This is a genomic window from Amycolatopsis regifaucium (genome assembly GCF_001613935.1).
Lineage (GTDB): Bacteria > Actinomycetota > Actinomycetes > Mycobacteriales > Pseudonocardiaceae > Amycolatopsis > Amycolatopsis regifaucium.
The window spans coordinates 92,146-108,599 of record NZ_LQCI01000050.1 but is presented as its reverse complement, the minus strand read 5'-3'; the positions used below and the strand labels follow the sequence as shown (position 1 = coordinate 108,599).

Below are 16,454 nucleotides of genomic sequence, written 5' to 3'. Positions count from 1 at the left end.
GCTCAGGAAGGCGATCGACGGCGTGAAGACGGGGGTCGGCACGTTTGGACGAAATGAGCGAAAAAGGGCCGTTATGCGCGCTTGGGCTGCGAAAAACGTAGGAAGGACGAGAAATAAATGCGATATCCCATTCTCGCCTGATCTTCGAGTCGATCGTCATCTCAAGGAATCCCCCACCCCTCGTGTGAGTCGTACCCTTGATACAACCGATACCGAAAGTTCGCCGTCGTCGCCCGCGATCGTCCTCTTCCGGCGGATTTACCACCCGAAGGAACCAGCGCGCGACTACGGCGCGCATTTAGTCCTCTACTTGCGATAGCTGCCCGCGCAACCACCGCGTCTAGAGGACTGCTTGCGGTAGTTCGCCGTTGAACTACCGCAAGCAGAGGACTAAACGCGGGTCAGGAGAGGGGCCGGTCGGTAGGGGCGATCGGCGCGGGCAGGACGTCACGTCCGGTGAGGAATTCGTCGACGCCCGCCGCGGCGGAGCGGCCTTCGGCGATCGCCCACACGATGAGCGACTGGCCGCGGCCCATGTCCCCGGCCACGAAGACGTTGTCGACGCTCGTCTTGAACGCCTTGTCGCGGGCGACGTTGCCGCGCTGGTCCAATTCGACGTCGAGCGCGTCCAGCAGGCCTTCCCGCTCCGGGCCGACGAAGCCCATCGCGAGCAGCACCAGCTGCGCCGGGAGCTCCTTTTCGGTACCCGGGACCGGGACGAACTTGCCGCCCTCGTTGCGCACCTCGACCAGCTTCAGCGCGCGGACGCGCCCGTCGGCGTCGGCCAGGAACTCCTGGGTGTTGACCGAGTACAGCCGCTCGCCGCCTTCTTCGTGCGCGGACGAGACGCGGTAGATCATCGGGTACGTCGGCCACGGATGCGCGTCGGACCGCGAAAGCGGCGGCTTCGGCATGATCTCCAGCTGCGTCACCGACTTGGCGCCCTGGCGGTGCGAGGTCCCGACGCAGTCCGCGCCGGTGTCACCGCCGCCGATGACGACGACGTCGAGGCCTTCAGCGCTGATCGGCGAGACGTCCAGGTCACCGGCCGCGACGCGGTTGGCGGGCGGCAGGAACTCCATCGCCTGGTGGATGCCCTGGTGCTCGCGGCCGGGAATCGGCAGGTCACGCCACGCCGTCGCGCCACCGGCGAGGACCACCGCGTCGTACGACGACTTCAGTTCCTCGACGGTGAGGTCCACACCGACGTTCACCGACGTCCGGAATTCCGTGCCCTCCGCCCGCATCTGCTCCAGACGGCGGTCGAGCCGCCGCTTCTCCATCTTGAACTCGGGGATGCCGTAGCGCAGCAGCCCGCCGATCTTGTCGGCCCGCTCGAAGACCACGACACTGTGGCCAGCGCGCGTGAGCTGCTGCGCCGCGGCGAGTCCCGACGGACCGGATCCGACCACGGCCACCTTCTTGCCGGTGAGCGCCACCGGCGGCTGCGGCGTGACCCAGCCTTCTTCGAAGGCCCGGTCGATGATCGAGATCTCGACCCGCTTGATGGTGACGGGATCGTCGTTGATCCCGAGCACACACGCCGTCTCGCACGGCGCCGGGCAGAGGGTCCCGGTGAACTCCGGGAAATTGTTGGTCGCGTGCAGCCGTTCGGCCGCGTCGCGCCAATCGTCACGCCAGGTCAGCGTGTTCCATTCGGGGATGAGGTTCCCCAGCGGACAGCCCTGGTGACAGAACGGGATGCCGCAGTCCATGCAGCGTCCGGCCTGCTTCTGCAGCTTCGACGTCGCGAAGTCCTCGTACACCTCACGCCAGTCCATCAGGCGCAGGTCGACGGGACGGCTCTTCGGCGTCTCGCGAGTGGTGGTCAGAAAGCCCTTGGGGTCAGCCATGTGCGGCCTCCATGATCGCCTCGTTCACGTCGCGCCCGTCACGTTCGGCCTTCGCCTGCGCCGCGAGCACCCGCTTGTAGTCCTTCGGCATGACCTTGCCGAACCGTTCGACGGCGGCTTCCCAGTCGGCGAGCAGCGTGCGCGCGACCGCGGACTCCGTTTCGTCGTAATGCTTTTCGAGCGCCTCGCGCAGGAAGTCCACATCGGACGAATCCAGCGGGTCGACGTCGACCATCTCCGGGTTGACCCGGTGCACCGGCAGATCCAGCACGTAGGCGACACCGCCCGACATACCGGCGGCGAAGTTGCGGCCCACCGCGCCGAGTACGACCACCCGGCCACCGGTCATGTACTCGCACCCGTGGTCACCGACGCCTTCGACGATGGCCAGCGCGCCCGAGTTGCGCACGCAGAACCGCTCGCCGACCTTGCCGCGGATGAAGATCTCGCCGCTGGTGGCGCCGTAGCCGATCACGTTGCCGGCGATGATGTGCTCTTCTGCGTGGTACCGCGCCACCTTCGGCGGTCGCACGATGAGCCGTCCACCGGACAGGCCCTTGCCGACGTAGTCGTTGCCGTCGCCGTAGAGCCGCAGGGTGATGCCCTTGGGCACGAACGCGCCGAACGACTGACCCGCGGTCCCGGTGAAGGTGACGTCGATGGTGTTGTCCGGCAGGCCCTCGCCACCCCACCGCTTGGTGAGCTCGTGACCCAGCATGGTGCCGACGGTGCGGTTCACGTTGCGCACCGGCAGTTCCAGCCGGACCTTGTCGCCGGAGGCCAGCGCGCCCTCGGCGAGCTGGATCAGCGTGTTGTCGAGCGCCTTCTCCAACCCGTGGTCCTGCACCGTCTGCTGGTGGCGTCGTCCGGCCGGGGCCATCTCGGGCACGTGGAAGATCGGCGACAGGTCGAGCCCGGCGGCCTTCCAGTGGTCGATCGCCTTGCGCTTGTCGAGCATCTCCGCGTGTCCGACGGCCTCGGCGATGGACCGGAAACCCAGCTCCGCCAGGTACTCCCGGACCTCTTGGGCGATGAACTCGAAGAAGTTCACCACGTACTCGGCCTTGCCGCTGAACTTCTCGCGCAGCTTGGGATTCTGCGTCGCGACGCCGACCGGGCAGGTGTCGAGGTGGCAGACCCGCATCATGATGCAGCCGGACACGACCAGTGGCGCGGTCGCGAAGCCGAATTCCTCCGCGCCGAGCAGCGCGGCGATGACGACGTCACGGCCGGTCTTGAGCTGGCCGTCGGTCTGCACCACGATCCGGTCGCGCAGGCGGTTGGCCAGCAACGTCTGCTGCGTCTCGGCGAGCCCGAGTTCCCACGGTCCGCCCGCGTGCTTGATCGACGACAGCGGGGAAGCGCCGGTGCCGCCGTCGTGCCCGGAGATGAGCACGACGTCCGCGTGCGCCTTGGACACGCCCGCCGCGACCGTGCCGACGCCGACCTCGGACACGAGCTTCACGTGGATGCGCGCGGCCGGGTTGGCGTTCTTGAGGTCGTGGATCAGCTGGGCGAGATCCTCGATCGAGTAGATGTCGTGGTGCGGCGGCGGCGAGATCAGCCCGACGCCCGCCGTGGAGTGCCGCGTCTTCGCGATCCACGGGTACACCTTCGCGCCGGGCAGCTGGCCGCCCTCACCGGGCTTCGCACCCTGCGCCATCTTGATCTGGATGTCGTCGGCGTTGACGAGATACTCGCTCGTGACGCCGAACCGGCCGCTCGCGACCTGCTTGACCGCGCTGCGGCGTTCGGGGTCGTAGAGCCGGTCCGGATCCTCGCCGCCCTCACCGGTGTTCGACTTGCCGCCGAGCCGGTTCATCGCGATGGCGAGGGTTTCGTGCATCTCCGCCGAAATCGAGCCGTAGGAGATCGCGCCGGTGGCGAACCGCTTGACGATCTCGGAGACCGGCTCGACCTCCTCGATCGGCACCGCCGGACGCTGACCGATCTTGAAGTCGAACAAGCCGCGCAGCGTGTACAGCTTCTGCGCCTGGTCGTCGACGGCCCTCGTGTACTCCTTGAAGACCTCGTACTTCCCGGCACGGGTGGAGTGCTGCAGCTTGAACACCGTCTGCGGGTTGAACAGATGCGGTTCGCCCTCGCGGCGCCACTGGTAGTCCGATCCGGTCTCCAGTTCGCGGTGGTTCGCGCGGAACCCGTCGCGCGGGAACGCCCGGCGGTGCCGCTGCGCGACTTCCAGCGCGAGCGTGTCGAAGCCGACGCCGCCGAGCCGGGAAGTGGTGCCGGTGAAGCAGTTCTGGATCACCTCGTCGCCGAGCCCGACCGCTTCGAAGATCTGCGCGCCGGTGTAGGAGGCCACTGTGGACACTCCCATCTTCGACATCGTCTTGCGGACGCCCTTGCCCAGCGCCTTGATCAGGTTCGCGGTCGCCTGCTTGGCGGTGACCCCGGGGATCAGGCCCTGATCGGCCATCTCCTCGACGGTCGCCATCGCCAGGTACGGGTTCACCGCGGCGACGCCGTAGCCGATCAGCAGCGCGATGTGGTGGACCTCGCGCGCGTCGCCCGCCTCGACGATGAGGCCGACCTGCGTGCGGGTCTTCTCGCGCACCAGGTGGTGGTGCACCGCGCCGGTGAGCAGCAATGACGGGATGCCCGCGTGGTCTTCGTCGATGCCGCGGTCGGACAGCACGATCAGCCGCGCGCCCTCGGCGATGGCCGCGGACACCTCGGCGCGGATCTCGTCGAGCCGCCGCACGAGCGCCTCGCCGCCACCGTGGACGTCGTAGGTGCCGTGCACGGTGACCGCCTGGAACTCGGGCAGATCGCCGTCGTCGTTGACGTGCACCAGCTTCGCGAACTCGTCGTTGTCCAGCACGGGGAACGGCAGCACGATCCGGCGGCACGACTTCGCGTCGGCCTCCAGCAGGTTCGGCTGCGCGCCGAGCTGGGTGCCGAGCGCGGTGACCAGTTCCTCGCGGATCGCGTCCAACGGCGGGTTGGTCACCTGGGCGAAGAGCTGGATGAAGTAGTCGAAGATGAGCCGCGGGCGGCTCGACAGCGACGCGATGGGGGAGTCGTTGCCCATCGAGCCGATCGGCTCCGCGCCGGTGCGGGCCATCGGTTCGAGCAGGACGTCGAGTTCCTCTTCGGTGTAGCCGAAGGCCTGCTGGCGGCGCACGAGCGCGGCGTGCGGCGGGATCTCCCGCTCGCGTTCGGGAAGTCCGTCCAGCGGCAGCAGGCCGGCCTCGACCCACTCGTCGTACGGGTGGGCGGTGGCGAGCTCGTCCTTGATTTCCTCGTCCTCGACGATCCTGCCTGCCTCGGTGTCCACAAGGAACATCCGGCCCGGCTCCAACCGTCCTTTCCGGACGATCGTGGCCTGCTCCAGCTCCAGGACACCGACCTCGCTGGCGAGGACGACGAGGCCGTCTTCGGTGACCCAGTACCGCGCCGGGCGCAGGCCGTTGCGGTCGAGCACCGCGCCGATCTGGGTGCCGTCGGTGAAGGACACCAGCGCGGGGCCGTCCCACGGTTCCATCAGCGTCGAGTGGAACTCGTAGAACGCGCGGCGCGCGGGATCCATCTCCTGATGATTCTCCCAAGCCTCCGGGATCATCATCAGCACCGCGTGCGGCAGTGACCGGCCGCCGAGGTGGAGCAGCTCCAGCACCTCGTCGAAGGACGCCGAGTCGCTCGCACCGCGGGTGATGACGGGGTAGATCCGCTTGAGGTCACCGGGGATCAGGTCGGATTCGAGCAGCGCTTCGCGCGCGTCCATCCAGTTCCGGTTGCCGCGCAGGGTGTTGATCTCACCGTTGTGGGCGACGTACCGGTACGGGTGCGCCAGCGGCCACGACGGGAAGGTGTTCGTGGAGAAGCGGGAGTGCACCAGGCCGATGGCGCTGGTGACGCGCTCGTCGGTCAGGTCGTCGAAGAACTTCTCGACCTGCGGCTCGGTGAGCATTCCTTTGTAGACGATCGTCCGCGAGGACAGGCTCGGGAAGTAGACGTCGTCCTCGGCCAGCTCGTGCTCGGCGCGTTTGCGCACCACGAACGCGGCGCGTTCCAGGGCCAGGCCCTCCACCGCGTCCTGCCCCGCCAGGAACAGCTGGCTGAAGTGCGGCATGGTCTCGGCCGCGCCCGTCCCGACGTGTTCCGTGTGGACGGGAAGGTCGCGCCAGCCGAGGACGCGCATGCCTTCTTCGGCGGCGACACGCTCGATGGTCGTCATCGCCCGGCCTCGGCGGTTTTCGTCCTGCGGAAGGAAAGCCGTGCCGACGGCGTAGGCGCCGGCCTCGGGCAGGTCGAAGTCGACGACCTCGCGATAGAACTCGTCGGGGACCTGGATGAGGATCCCGGCGCCGTCGCCGGTCTCCGGGTCGGCGCCACGGGCCCCGCGATGTTCCAGGTTCCGCAGCGCGATCAGTGCTTTGGCGACGATGCCGTGATCGCGTTTGCCGGAGAGGTCCGCGACGAACGCGACACCGCAGGCGTCATGTTCGAACTCCGGGTCGTACAGGCCTTCGGGGGCCTTGCTGCCCTTGTAGCTGGCATGGTGGGTCACGGCTGGCCGCCTCCCAAGGCGTCGGCGCGACCGGTACCACTCCGTTCGGGTGGTTCGGGCGTGAACCAGTTAACAGAGTGGTCCGGGACCGCGATGGTCAGTCGAGAGGGAACGATCCCGCCCGCGGAAACGGGGGCAGGCCTCGTAGAGCCGCACTGCACTGGGCGGCCGATGCGCATATCGGTACTGCTGTGCACGTGGGTCCCGCCTGGCCGCTGTGGTGGGCGGCTGACGGGTACACGTGTTACTCCCGGGTTCGCCGGTCTTATGACGATAGTGTGAAATCGCTGTTATCGACATACGTCGCTTGGTCGGGGTGGGAAATGCCACGTGGGCGTTGACTTCACCCGTCCTCTGCCCACTGGCTGGAATGATGTGTCCACTGAGTGGGGCATCAGTGTGCTGACCTGCGTGAACGATCGCTCACCTCGCGCGAGAGTGTGACCTGGATCGCGCAATGGAGCGTGTATCGCGGGCATTGCGGTCACCTGACGTGACCGTCGGATCGCCCGAACGGCAGAGTGGCCCGTCTGGTTTGAGAGGCTTGGCCGATGGCGGATCGTTACCTGACCGTGGCGGGCGCCGGGGTCCACGAGATCGAAATCCGGCGTTCGCGCTTCCTGTGCGCCCTCGCGCCGGTCACGTCGGAAGAGGCCGCGCGCGAGGTGATCGCCGCCCGGAAGAAGGCCGATCCGGCCGCTCGGCACCACTGTCACGCCTTCGTTCTGGGCGCCGACGGCCGGGCTCAGCGATCCAGTGACGACGGCGAGCCCGCGGGGACGGCGGGCACGCCGATGCTCGAGGTACTCCGTCGCCGGGAGCTGACCGACACCGTCGCGGTGGTGACCCGGTACTTCGGCGGGGTGCTGCTCGGCGCGGGCGGCTTGATCCGCGCGTACGGGCAGGCCGTGGCGGAAGCCGTCGACGTCGTCGGGGTGCGGGAGTACCGGCGGCTGCGGCTGGTGGAGGTCGTCGTCGACTACGACCGGGCCGGCCGGCTGGAGAACGACCTCCGCTCGTCGCCGTACCTGCTGCACGCGACGCGCTTCGAGGACGTCGCGCACTTCGATGTCGGACTCGCCCCGGACCAGGGGAACGCCTTTCGCTCCTGGCTGGCGGACCTGACCGGCGGGGAGGCCCTCGCCGAAGACGTCGGTGAGACCTGGCTGCCTACTACCCGCATTTAGAGGACTAAACGCGCCGCTCCGGTGCCCGGCGCGGAAGGGGTCTCGCGCGGCACACCCCGCGTTCAGTCCTCTAAACGCGGCGCGCTTGGGCGCGCCACTCGTCGAGGGTGATGGCGTACTCGACCTCGCCCTCCTCGGTGCCGGCGATCGGGTCGTCGAAGTCCTCGTGATAGGTCCGGATGTGGCGCATCCCGATCTTCTCCATCACCCGCCGCGACCCGAGGTTCACCGCCATCGTTCCCGCCCAGACCCGCTGGACCCCCAGCTCGGTGAACCCCTTCTCCAGGAGCGCCAGCGAGCCCTCGGTGGCATACCCCCTGCCCCAGGACGACCGGTTCAGCCGGTAGCCCAGTTCGGGATCATCCGAGTGATGACCGCGCAGCGGCCGGAAATGGAACCACCCCAGGAAAGTGCTGCTGGATTTCTCGATCGCCGCCCAGAACCCGTAACCGGGGAAACGCTCGTAGTAACCGAGAAAAGCGGGAAGGTCGTGCTTTTCGATCTCCGCCCGGTCGGCGGGTTTGCCCCCATTGAGGTACCGCATGACTTCGGGGTCGTCGTAGAGGGCGAACAGATCATCGACGTCGGCGTCGGTGAACTGCCGCAGCAGGAGCCGCTCGGTCTCCAAAAAGACACGCATGGGCAAAGCGTCGCGCCGGGGAGCGGCCGGGGCAACCCGTTTTACGCGGCCAGCTCCGGTGTGGCGACCCCCAGTGCGGCCGCTCCCGCCTGGGTGAGCAGGGCGGGGACGCGTTCGCCCCACCTGCCGCCCCTGGCGGCCGCCACCAGGCCGAGATGGGCGAGGCGGTGCGCGGTGTGCTGGTCGCAGCAGGCGAGACCGTCGACGAACAGGTCCGGCTCGCAACTGCAGCTGATCTCGGCGTGGCCCTCGGCCACCGCTCTCAGGGTGGCCCGCTCACGATGATTCAGCTCTGTCCGAACGTCCATGGCGCGCCTCCTTTCTGGTCCGCTGTTGAACAGTTAAACCCATACCCCCGACATTTTCCGTCTCCTCCGATGCTATTCCTTGGATTTCGGACGTACTTAAGGGCGGTGTGTCGCGTAATCAAGGGTGAACACTAGGGGCGGTCACCCGGTATTCGTCGCGGAAGGGGTTCCAGCTCGGTCTTGCGCAGATGCCGGAAAATGATCGAACTCCGGAAGCCGACGATCTCCTTGCGCTTCGACAAACGATCCACCAGAAAGGAGTGGAGCTGATCGACGTCCTGCGCGGCGACGTGGATCAGGAAATCATCGCTGCCGGCGGTGACGAAGACGGAAAGGACCTCCGGCAATTTCGCGACCGAGCGCTGGAAGGAGTCGATCACCTCCCGGCTCAGCGGCCGCACCTGCGCCGAGACCATCGCCTGCACGCCGCGGTTGAGGCTGCGCAGGTCGATGTCCGCGTAGCGGACCCCACCCTCGGCCGACGGCCATGGGCGCGTTTCGTCCTCTGAATGCGGTAGTTCGGCGTCGAAGTACCGCATTCAGAGGACGAAACGCGGGTCAACCGGTCGGACTCGGCGACCGACGCCAGTCGCAGCGCCCGGCCGACCTCATCGGCGATGTCTTCGAGGGACTGCGCCGCGTCGTCGTCGAAGTCGCGCGGCTCGCCCTGCCCAGCGCGAGCACCCGGCCGCGGATCACCGCCTGTCCGGGCCCGGCCAGTTCGGCGACGAACCCGGAATGGGTCCCGATGGATCGCGGATCAGCCGCGCCGTCCCGTTGAGCGCCGCGACCCGGTCGAGGTGGCGAGCAGCTCTTCGCGCTCGCGAAGAAGCCCGCCGAGCACCGCGCTGTGCTCGACGGCGAAGTCCTCGGTGACCTGGCGTTTCGCCGCCACTCGCCCACCATCGCAGACGGAAGTGGTTTCCGACACACCCGTCCGGAGAGGTACACCGGTGCGTTCTCGGCCGCGGTTGTCTTGAATGGACCCGTGGAGATACTGGCCGACGCCGCGACACTGGCGCTGTACACGACCGACGCCTCCAACTACCGGCACGTGCCCCAGGGCGTCGTGTTGCCACGGAGCGTCGACGAGGTGATCGCGGCCGTCGCCGCCTGCCGCGAGGCCGGGATGCCGGTGATCGCCCGCGGCGGCGGCACCAGCGTCGCGGGCAACTCGTGCGGGCCGGGTGTCGTGATCGACACCTCGCGCCACCTCGGCGGCGTCCTCGACCTCGATCCCGCCGCGCGGACGGCGAGGGTCGCGCCGGGAACCGTCCTCGACGACCTCCAGGCACTCGCCGCGCCGCACGGGCTCCGCTTCGGGCCCGATCCGTCGACGCATTCGCGGTGCACGATCGGCGGGATGATCGGCAACAACGCCTGCGGCTCGCATTCGGTCGCCTACGGTCGCACGGTCGACGTCGTCCGCGAACTCGACGTGCTGCTCTACGACGGCACCCGGCTGACCGTCGGACCGATGACACCGTCCGAAGTGGACGCTCGGGCGGCCATGCCGGGCACGGAAGGCCGGGTCTTCTCCGAGTTGCGCGCACTCGTCCGGGACAACCTGGCGTTGCTGCGTACCGAATTGTCCACCTTCAGCAGGCGAGTGTCCGGGTACGGGCTGGAACACCTGCTGCCGGAGAACGGTTTCGACGTCGCCAAGGCGCTGGTCGGCAGCGAGGGCACCTGCGTCACCGTGCTGGAGGCGACGGTCTCCCTCGCCGAGGTCCCGAAGCGCAAAGTACTCGCGGTGCTCGGTTTCGTGTCCGACATCGCCGCGGCCGACGCCGTCCCGGCGATCCTGCCCTGGTCGCCGCTGACCGTCGAGGGCGTCGACGCGGACCTTGTCGCGCTGCTGGAACCGGGCCGCGCCGACGGCCTGCCGCCCGGTGGCGCCTGGTTGTTCGTCGAGATGGCCGATCCGGACAAGGCGCGCGCGCTGATCGCCGAACTGAGCGGCGCGCTGACCGGAGCCACCCTGCTGGACGACGCGGCCGCGCAGAAGCGGCTGTGGCGCATCCGGGAAGAGGGCGCCGGTCTAGCCACGCGGCTCGCCGGCGGCGCGGAGGCCTGGCCCGGCTGGGAGGACGCCGCCGTCCCGCCCGAGCGGTTGGGCGCGTATCTGCGCGAATTCAAGGAACTCATGCGCGCGCACGGCCGCAAGAGCGTCGTCTACGGCCACTACGGTGAGGGCTGCCTGCATCTGCGGCTGGACTTCGATCTGCTTTCCCCGCAAGGGATCGCCGGGTTCCGGTCCTTCCTCGAAGAGGCGGCCGACCTGGTCGCGAAGCACGGCGGCTCGCTGTCCGGGGAACACGGCGACGGCCAGGCCCGCTCGGAACTGCTGCCCCGGATGTACAGCCACGAGATCCTCGCGCTTTTCGCGCGGTTCAAGGGGATCTTCGACCCGGACGGCAGAATGAACCCCGGTATCCTCGTCGCCGCGAGGCCGATCGACACCGATCTCCGGGTGCGGCGCGCGCCGCTGGAAATCGAAGACGTCACCGCGCTCGCGTATCCGGAGGACCGGGGGAGCTTCGGGCAGGCGATGCGGCGCTGTGTCGGTGTCGGGAAATGCCGCAACACCACCGGCGCGGGCGTGATGTGCCCGAGTTATCGCGCCACTCGCGAGGAAAAACACTCGACGCGGGGCCGCGCGCATCTGCTCGCCGAGATGGTGAACGGCGAGCTGATCACCGACGGCTGGCGTTCGGAGGAGGTCGCCGAGGCGCTGGACCTGTGCCTGTCGTGCAAGGGCTGCCTGTCCGACTGCCCGGTCGATGTCGACATGGCGACCTACAAGGCGGAATTCCTGCACCAGCATCACAAGGGGCGGCTGCGTCCGGCGTCGCACTACTCGATGGGCTGGCTGCCGGTGTGGCTGCGCGCGGCCGCGCTGGCGCCGCGGCTGGCGAACACGATGTCGCGCCGGTTCTCCGGTCTGCTGAAACGACTCGGCGGGATCGCGTCGGAACGGGAGCTGCCGACGTTCGCCCGGCTGCCGTTCACCAAGCGGCGCAAGGATCTCCGGCGCTGGGCGACCGGTGCGAGGCCGGTGGTGCTGTGGCCCGACTCCTTCAACAACTACCTCACGCCGGACGTCCTCGACGCCGCGGCCGAGGTGCTCACCGCGGCGGGCTACGACGTCGTGCTGCCGGATCGCGGAGTCTGTTGCGGTCTCACCTGGGTGTCCACCGGACAGCTCGACATGGCGAAGAAGGTGTTGCGCAACACGCTTTCCGTCCTCGAACCGTATCTGCGCGCGGGGTATCAGGTCGCCGGACTGGAACCGAGCTGCACGGCGTTGTTCCGCGGTGACCTGCAGGCCCTGCTGCCGGGCGACCCGGTCGCGAAACTGCTCGCCGGGCAGACCAGGACGTTCGCCGAACTCATCGAAGCCTCGCCGCTGGAATTCCGCGCGCTCGACGTCGAGGCGCTCAGCCAGGTCCACTGCCATCAGCACGCCGTGCTGGGCTTCGACGCCGACGAGGCCGCGATGCGCGCCGCGGGTATCCACAATTCCACACTGGATTCCGGCTGCTGTGGATTGGCGGGCAACTTCGGTTTCGAACGCGGGCACTACGACGTTTCCGTCGCCTGCGCCGAGGACCGCATGCTGCCCGCGATCCGCGCCGCGGCCGAGGGGACCGAAGTGGTCGCCGACGGATTCAGCTGCCGGACACAGATCGAGCAGCTGGACGGACGCCGGGCCGTGCACCTCGCGGAACTACTCCGGCGGGCCCTGCCGCCCCGCAATTAGTCCTCTGATGGTTCACGGCACGGGCTCGGTCACGAGACCTTGGGGCGCACCCTTCGAGTAACGCGATTATCACGCGGTGAGAAGGATCTTCGGCTCTTCGGGCGGGTGAGGGGCCGGAGGCTTCCGATCCCGGCACCACCCGCTCATCATCGGCCCATGACAGCCACCTATCCCGCGGCGAAGGACGATCCGGCGACGCCGATGGGCGCGATCTACGCCGACCATCCGCCGATGTCCAAGGTCGTCTTCCCCAGCGGTTGCGAAGGCTGGCTGGTGACCAGGTACGAAGACGTGCGCCTGATCTTCTCGGACAAGCGATTTTCCCGGAACCTCCTCGGCCCTGGCGCGCCCTGCCTCATCGAACCGGGTGACTTCTCCACCGGTGAGCACAGCATCCTGAACATGGACCCGCCGGATCACACACGGCTGCGAAAGCTGTCGGCGCAGGCCTTCACCGTCCGCCGCATCGCCGCGCTGCGGCCACGGATCCAGGAGATCGCCGACGGTCTCCTGCGGGCGATGGTCGCGGCCGGGCCGCCGGTCGATCTGGTGCGGATGTTCGCCTTCCCGTTGCCCACCGCGGTCATGTGCGAGATCCTCGGCGTCCCGTTCGCGGGCAGGGAACGGTTCAGCCAGTGGTCGCGGGTGATCGTCACGCCGGCCTCGCACACCCCTGACGAAGTGGCGCGGGCCCGGCGTGATGGCGCGGATGACATGGCCGCCCTTGTCACCGCCAAGCGGGCGGAGCCGGGTGAAGACCTGCTGAGCGTCCTCGTGCACGCCCGCGACGAGGACGGCGACCGGCTCACCGAGGAAGAGCTGATCGACCTGGCCACGCAGCTTCTTCTGGCCGGGCACGAGACCACGGTCAGCCTGATCGCGACCGGGGTCGTGTTGCTGTCCGGGAATCCGGAGCAGTTCGCCGCGTTGCGCTCGGATCCCGGGCTGACCGCGGGCGCCGTCGAGGAGATCCTGCGGTTCGACGGACCGGCCGACGCGTCGCTGCTGCGGGTCGCGCTGGAGGACGTCGCATTGAGCGCGGGCGTGGTCCGGCGCGGTGAGGCCGTGCTGGCGCACACCGGCGCGGCGAACCGCGACGAGAGCGCCTTTCCCGGCGCGTCGCGGTTCGACATCCGGCGCCGGAACGCGCCACAACTCGGCTTCGGGCACGGACTCCACTTCTGCCTAGGCGCGGCGCTCGCCAGGCTCGAAGGGGAGATCGCGTTCCGGACCCTCCTCGACGGGTTGCCGGGCCTGGATCTCGCGGTTCCGGCTTCGGCCATCGTCTGGCGGCCGCCGCTTTCGATCCGCGGTCCCGAAGCCGTGCCGGTGACGTGGGCTACCACCAAGCGCGGCTGACGCTCTCCAGCGTCGGCTCTCCCGGTGCCGGAAGAACCTTGAAGTACCAGGTGAAATTGCTGTAGACGTGCAAAAGCGCGTACGCCAGGCAGCGCCGCGCGAAGTCCTCGTCCGGTTCCGTGCCGTACCCGGCGAGCAGCCGCCGCAGGAAATCCTTGTCCCCGCCGGAAACGAACAGGCCGACGGCGACGAAGTCGTACTCGGCCGCGCCCCGCATCGCCGGTTCGAAGTCGAAGAGCCCGCTCAGCCGCGGGCGTTCGCCGTCGTGGGTGACCATGACGTGATCGCGCATGAATTCGGTGTGCAGCGGGACGACGGGCGGACTGCCCAGGTCGACGGAGTCGAGGAACGCCGGGATCTGCCCGATCCAGCTCTCGTCGAGGCCTGTCCGGCGATGGTGCTCGACGGCCTTCGCGCGCTGTTCGGCGATGAAGGCGGCCCAGTCCGGCGGGGCGAGGACGTCCAATCGCCGGTCGTGCAGCGAATGGAGGGCGGCCAGCGCTTCGCCGAGTTCGGGTGCGAGCCGGTGTTTGTCCTCTGTGGACAGTTTCGGCCAGGCGTCCTTCAGCGTCTCGCCCCGAAGGCGCTCCATGAGTAGGTAGCCCCAGCCGTCCCGCTCGCCGACGTCCCGCACCGCGGGGGTCGGGATCGGCAGTTTCCCGTGCAGGACCTCGAGCATCGTCCGTTCGGTGGGGAGTTCGCCGCGGTGCACCGGCGGGAACAGCTTGAGCACCAGATCTTCGCCGACGGCGTAGACCGGCAGCGAGCCTTCGGTGAACGGGACGACGTCGCCGAGGCCGAGCGACCCGGTCAACGACGTCACCGCCGGAAGCAGAGCTTGCCTGGTCAGCGCGTCGAACTCGGCTTCGGTGCCGGCGGGCGGGAACGAGGTCACGGAGGCGACCGTAGGGCAGTGGATCCTCCGGCGGCGACCCAATTACCCGCTGCGCTCCAGCAGGGTCCGCGCGGCGCCGAGCACGAGGCGGCAGACGTCGTCCGGATCCGCGCTGGCCAGGGGTTCCTTGCCGGTGATCTCGCGGACGAGGCCGATTCCGAGCAGCCACGCCAGGACGAGGTCGGCGCGCAGATCCGCGTCTTCGGCGTCGGTCAGCGTAGCCAGTACCTTCGCGTATTCCTCGCCGAGTTGCCGCCGGACCGCGGCCGCGGCGCTGTCGTGCCCGGTCGAGCGCAGGTAGGCGTCGAGGGTGCGATTGCGGCCGGTGTCGGATTCCAGCATGCTGCGCAGCGCCGTCCCGAGGAGTTCACCCGGTGGTGTGGTGGCGATCTGCTCGCGTCCGCCGCGCGCCAGTACCTCTTCGAAGAGCGCGTCCTTCGAACCGAAGTACCGGAACAGCAGAGCCTGGTTGACCCCGGCCAGCTTCGCGATGTCGCGCACCGTCGTCCGGTCGAAACCGCGCTCGCCGAACAGGACCCCTGCCGCGTCGAGCAGGGCCGCCCTGGTCGCGGCCGCGTCGCGCTTGCGGACCTGCGGTTCTTCCGTCATCGGGCACAGGCTATCCGGCTCGGCTGTCGCACGGTAGGCGCATTGACGCTGTCCGTGCTCATGGTTAGCGTTGTAAGCAGTTGCTTACAAACCGCCGAGCCGGGGGGTTTCCGGACAAATGACCGCCACTGAAACCGAAATCTTCGCCTATCCCTTCAACGAGGACGCGGGACTCGAACTCGACAAGGCCTACGCCGCCGCCCGCGAGACCGAGGGCATGCTCCGCGTCCGCCTGCCGCACGGTGAACCCGCCTGGCTCGCCGTGCGGTACGCCGACGCGCGTTTCGTGCTGGGCGATCGGCGGTTCTCCCGCGCGATGGCCACCGGCAGGGACGAGCCGCGGATGGCGCCGGGCAGGCGACCTGGCGGGATCCTGAGCATGGACCCGCCCGACCACACCCGCCTGCGCACGCTGGTCGCGAAGGCGTTCACCATGCGCCGCGTCGAACTGCTGCGGCCGAGGGTCGCGGAACTGGCCGCGGGCCTGATCGAGGACATGAAGGCCAAGGGCCGGCCCGCCGACCTCGTCGAGGATTACGCGCTGCCGATCCCGGTCGCGGTGATCTGCGAACTGCTCGGCGTCCCCGTCGAGGACCGGCCGAAGTTCCGCGTCTGGAGCGACGCCGCGTTGTCGACCAGCCCGTTGACCACCGAACAGATGATGGCCAACCAGGACGAGCTGCGGGCGTACATGCACGTACTCGTCGAGCAGCACCGCGCCCGGCCTCAGGACGACCTGATGACCGCGCTGATCGAAGCGCGCGACGTCCGCGACAGGCTGAGCGAGCTGGAACTGGTCGACCTGTGCATCGGCATCCTGATCGCCGGGCACGAGACCACCGCGAGCCAGATCCCCAACTTCGTCTACGCGCTGCTCGACCAGCCGGACCGGCTGGCCCGGCTGCGCGCGGACCTGGATCTGATCCCGGCCGCGGTGGAGGAGCTGCTCAGGTTCGTCCCCTTGGGTGCCGGAGCCGGGTTCGCCCGCTACGCCACCGAAGACATCCAGGTGGGTGACGTGCTGGTGAAGGAAGGCGAACCGGTGATGGTCGCGATCGGTGCCGCCAACCGGGACGCGCTCCAGTTCAGTGCGGCGGAAACCCTCGACTTCGACCGCGAAGCCAATCCCCACCTCGGTTTCGGCCACGGCGTGCATCACTGTCTCGGTGCCCCGCTGGCCCGGCTGGAACTACAGGAGGCCTTGCGGGCCTTGCTCCGCGATCTTCCCGGACTGCGCCTCGACGGCGATATCGTGTGGAAGACGCAAATGCTGGTGCGGGGGCCCCGCTCCATGCCGATCGGATGGTGA

12 protein-coding genes are annotated in these 16,454 nt (G+C 68.6%); 4 read left to right on the top strand and 8 right to left on the bottom strand.

Annotation, left to right across the window (positions count from 1 at the left end; genetic code table 11):
• Positions 1–401: 401 nt before the first annotated feature.
• Both AVL48_RS33275 and gltB read right to left on the bottom strand, forming a co-directional pair.
• A complete protein-coding gene (locus AVL48_RS33275) occupies positions 402–1,853 on the bottom strand; it encodes a glutamate synthase subunit beta (RefSeq protein WP_061981477.1) in 1,452 nt (483 codons plus the stop codon).
• A complete protein-coding gene (gene gltB, locus AVL48_RS33270) occupies positions 1,846–6,384 on the bottom strand; it encodes a glutamate synthase large subunit (protein WP_061981478.1) in 4,539 nt (1,512 codons plus the stop codon). Before gltB ends, AVL48_RS33275 begins: the two co-directional genes overlap by 8 nt.
• Before the next feature lie 551 nt (positions 6,385–6,935).
• Here gltB and AVL48_RS33265 point away from each other — a divergent pair.
• The gene (locus AVL48_RS33265) at positions 6,936–7,571 is read left to right on the top strand and encodes a YigZ family protein (protein ID WP_061981479.1); all 636 of its coding nucleotides are present in this window, start codon (positions 6,936–6,938) and stop codon (positions 7,569–7,571) included.
• Between the two features lie 70 nt (positions 7,572–7,641).
• On the opposite strand, the gene AVL48_RS33260 is transcribed toward AVL48_RS33265, so the two are convergent.
• The 4 genes from AVL48_RS33260 to AVL48_RS40760 all read right to left on the bottom strand — a co-directional run bounded on the left by AVL48_RS33260 (position 7,642) and on the right by AVL48_RS40760 (position 9,414).
• Positions 7,642–8,211 carry a GNAT family N-acetyltransferase gene (locus AVL48_RS33260; RefSeq protein WP_061981480.1) on the bottom strand — a complete coding sequence of 190 codons (570 nt, stop codon included), beginning with the start codon at positions 8,209–8,211 and terminating at the stop codon, positions 7,642–7,644.
• 41 nt (positions 8,212–8,252) lie between these two features.
• On the bottom strand, positions 8,253–8,519 hold the full coding sequence (locus AVL48_RS33255; protein WP_061981481.1) for a hypothetical protein: 267 nt from the start codon (positions 8,517–8,519) through the stop codon (positions 8,253–8,255).
• Positions 8,520–8,650: 131 nt separating this feature from the next.
• Positions 8,651–9,058: an Lrp/AsnC family transcriptional regulator gene (locus AVL48_RS39325; RefSeq protein ID WP_244162367.1), complete on the bottom strand. Its 408-nt coding sequence runs from the start codon at positions 9,056–9,058 to the stop codon at positions 8,651–8,653.
• Between the two features lie 221 nt (positions 9,059–9,279).
• Positions 9,280–9,414: a hypothetical protein gene (locus AVL48_RS40760; protein ID WP_341865665.1), complete on the bottom strand. Its 135-nt coding sequence runs from the start codon at positions 9,412–9,414 to the stop codon at positions 9,280–9,282.
• A 93-nt stretch (positions 9,415–9,507) separates the two neighbouring features.
• Between AVL48_RS40760 and AVL48_RS33245 the strand changes: the two genes are divergently transcribed.
• Positions 9,508–12,282 (top strand): FAD-binding and (Fe-S)-binding domain-containing protein, encoded by a 2,775-nt coding sequence (locus AVL48_RS33245; RefSeq protein WP_061981482.1) that lies wholly within the window; start codon positions 9,508–9,510, stop codon positions 12,280–12,282.
• Between the two features lie 156 nt (positions 12,283–12,438).
• Positions 12,439–13,641, top strand: coding sequence for a cytochrome P450 (locus tag AVL48_RS33240; RefSeq protein WP_061981483.1), 1,203 nt, complete (start codon positions 12,439–12,441; stop codon positions 13,639–13,641).
• Here the strand turns inward: AVL48_RS33240 and AVL48_RS33235 are convergent.
• Complete coding sequence (locus AVL48_RS33235) at positions 13,622–14,536, bottom strand: phosphotransferase family protein (protein ID WP_061981484.1); 915 nt, start codon at positions 14,534–14,536, stop codon at positions 13,622–13,624. The genes AVL48_RS33240 and AVL48_RS33235 overlap by 20 nt on opposite strands.
• Positions 14,537–14,578: 42 nt before the next feature.
• The gene (locus AVL48_RS33230) at positions 14,579–15,145 is read right to left on the bottom strand and encodes a TetR/AcrR family transcriptional regulator (RefSeq protein ID WP_061981485.1); all 567 of its coding nucleotides are present in this window, start codon (positions 15,143–15,145) and stop codon (positions 14,579–14,581) included.
• Positions 15,146–15,263: 118 nt separating this feature from the next.
• On the opposite strand from AVL48_RS33230, the gene AVL48_RS33225 reads away from it, so the two are divergent.
• Positions 15,264–16,454, top strand: a complete 1,191-nt coding sequence (locus tag AVL48_RS33225; protein ID WP_061981486.1) for a cytochrome P450 — start codon at positions 15,264–15,266, stop codon at positions 16,452–16,454.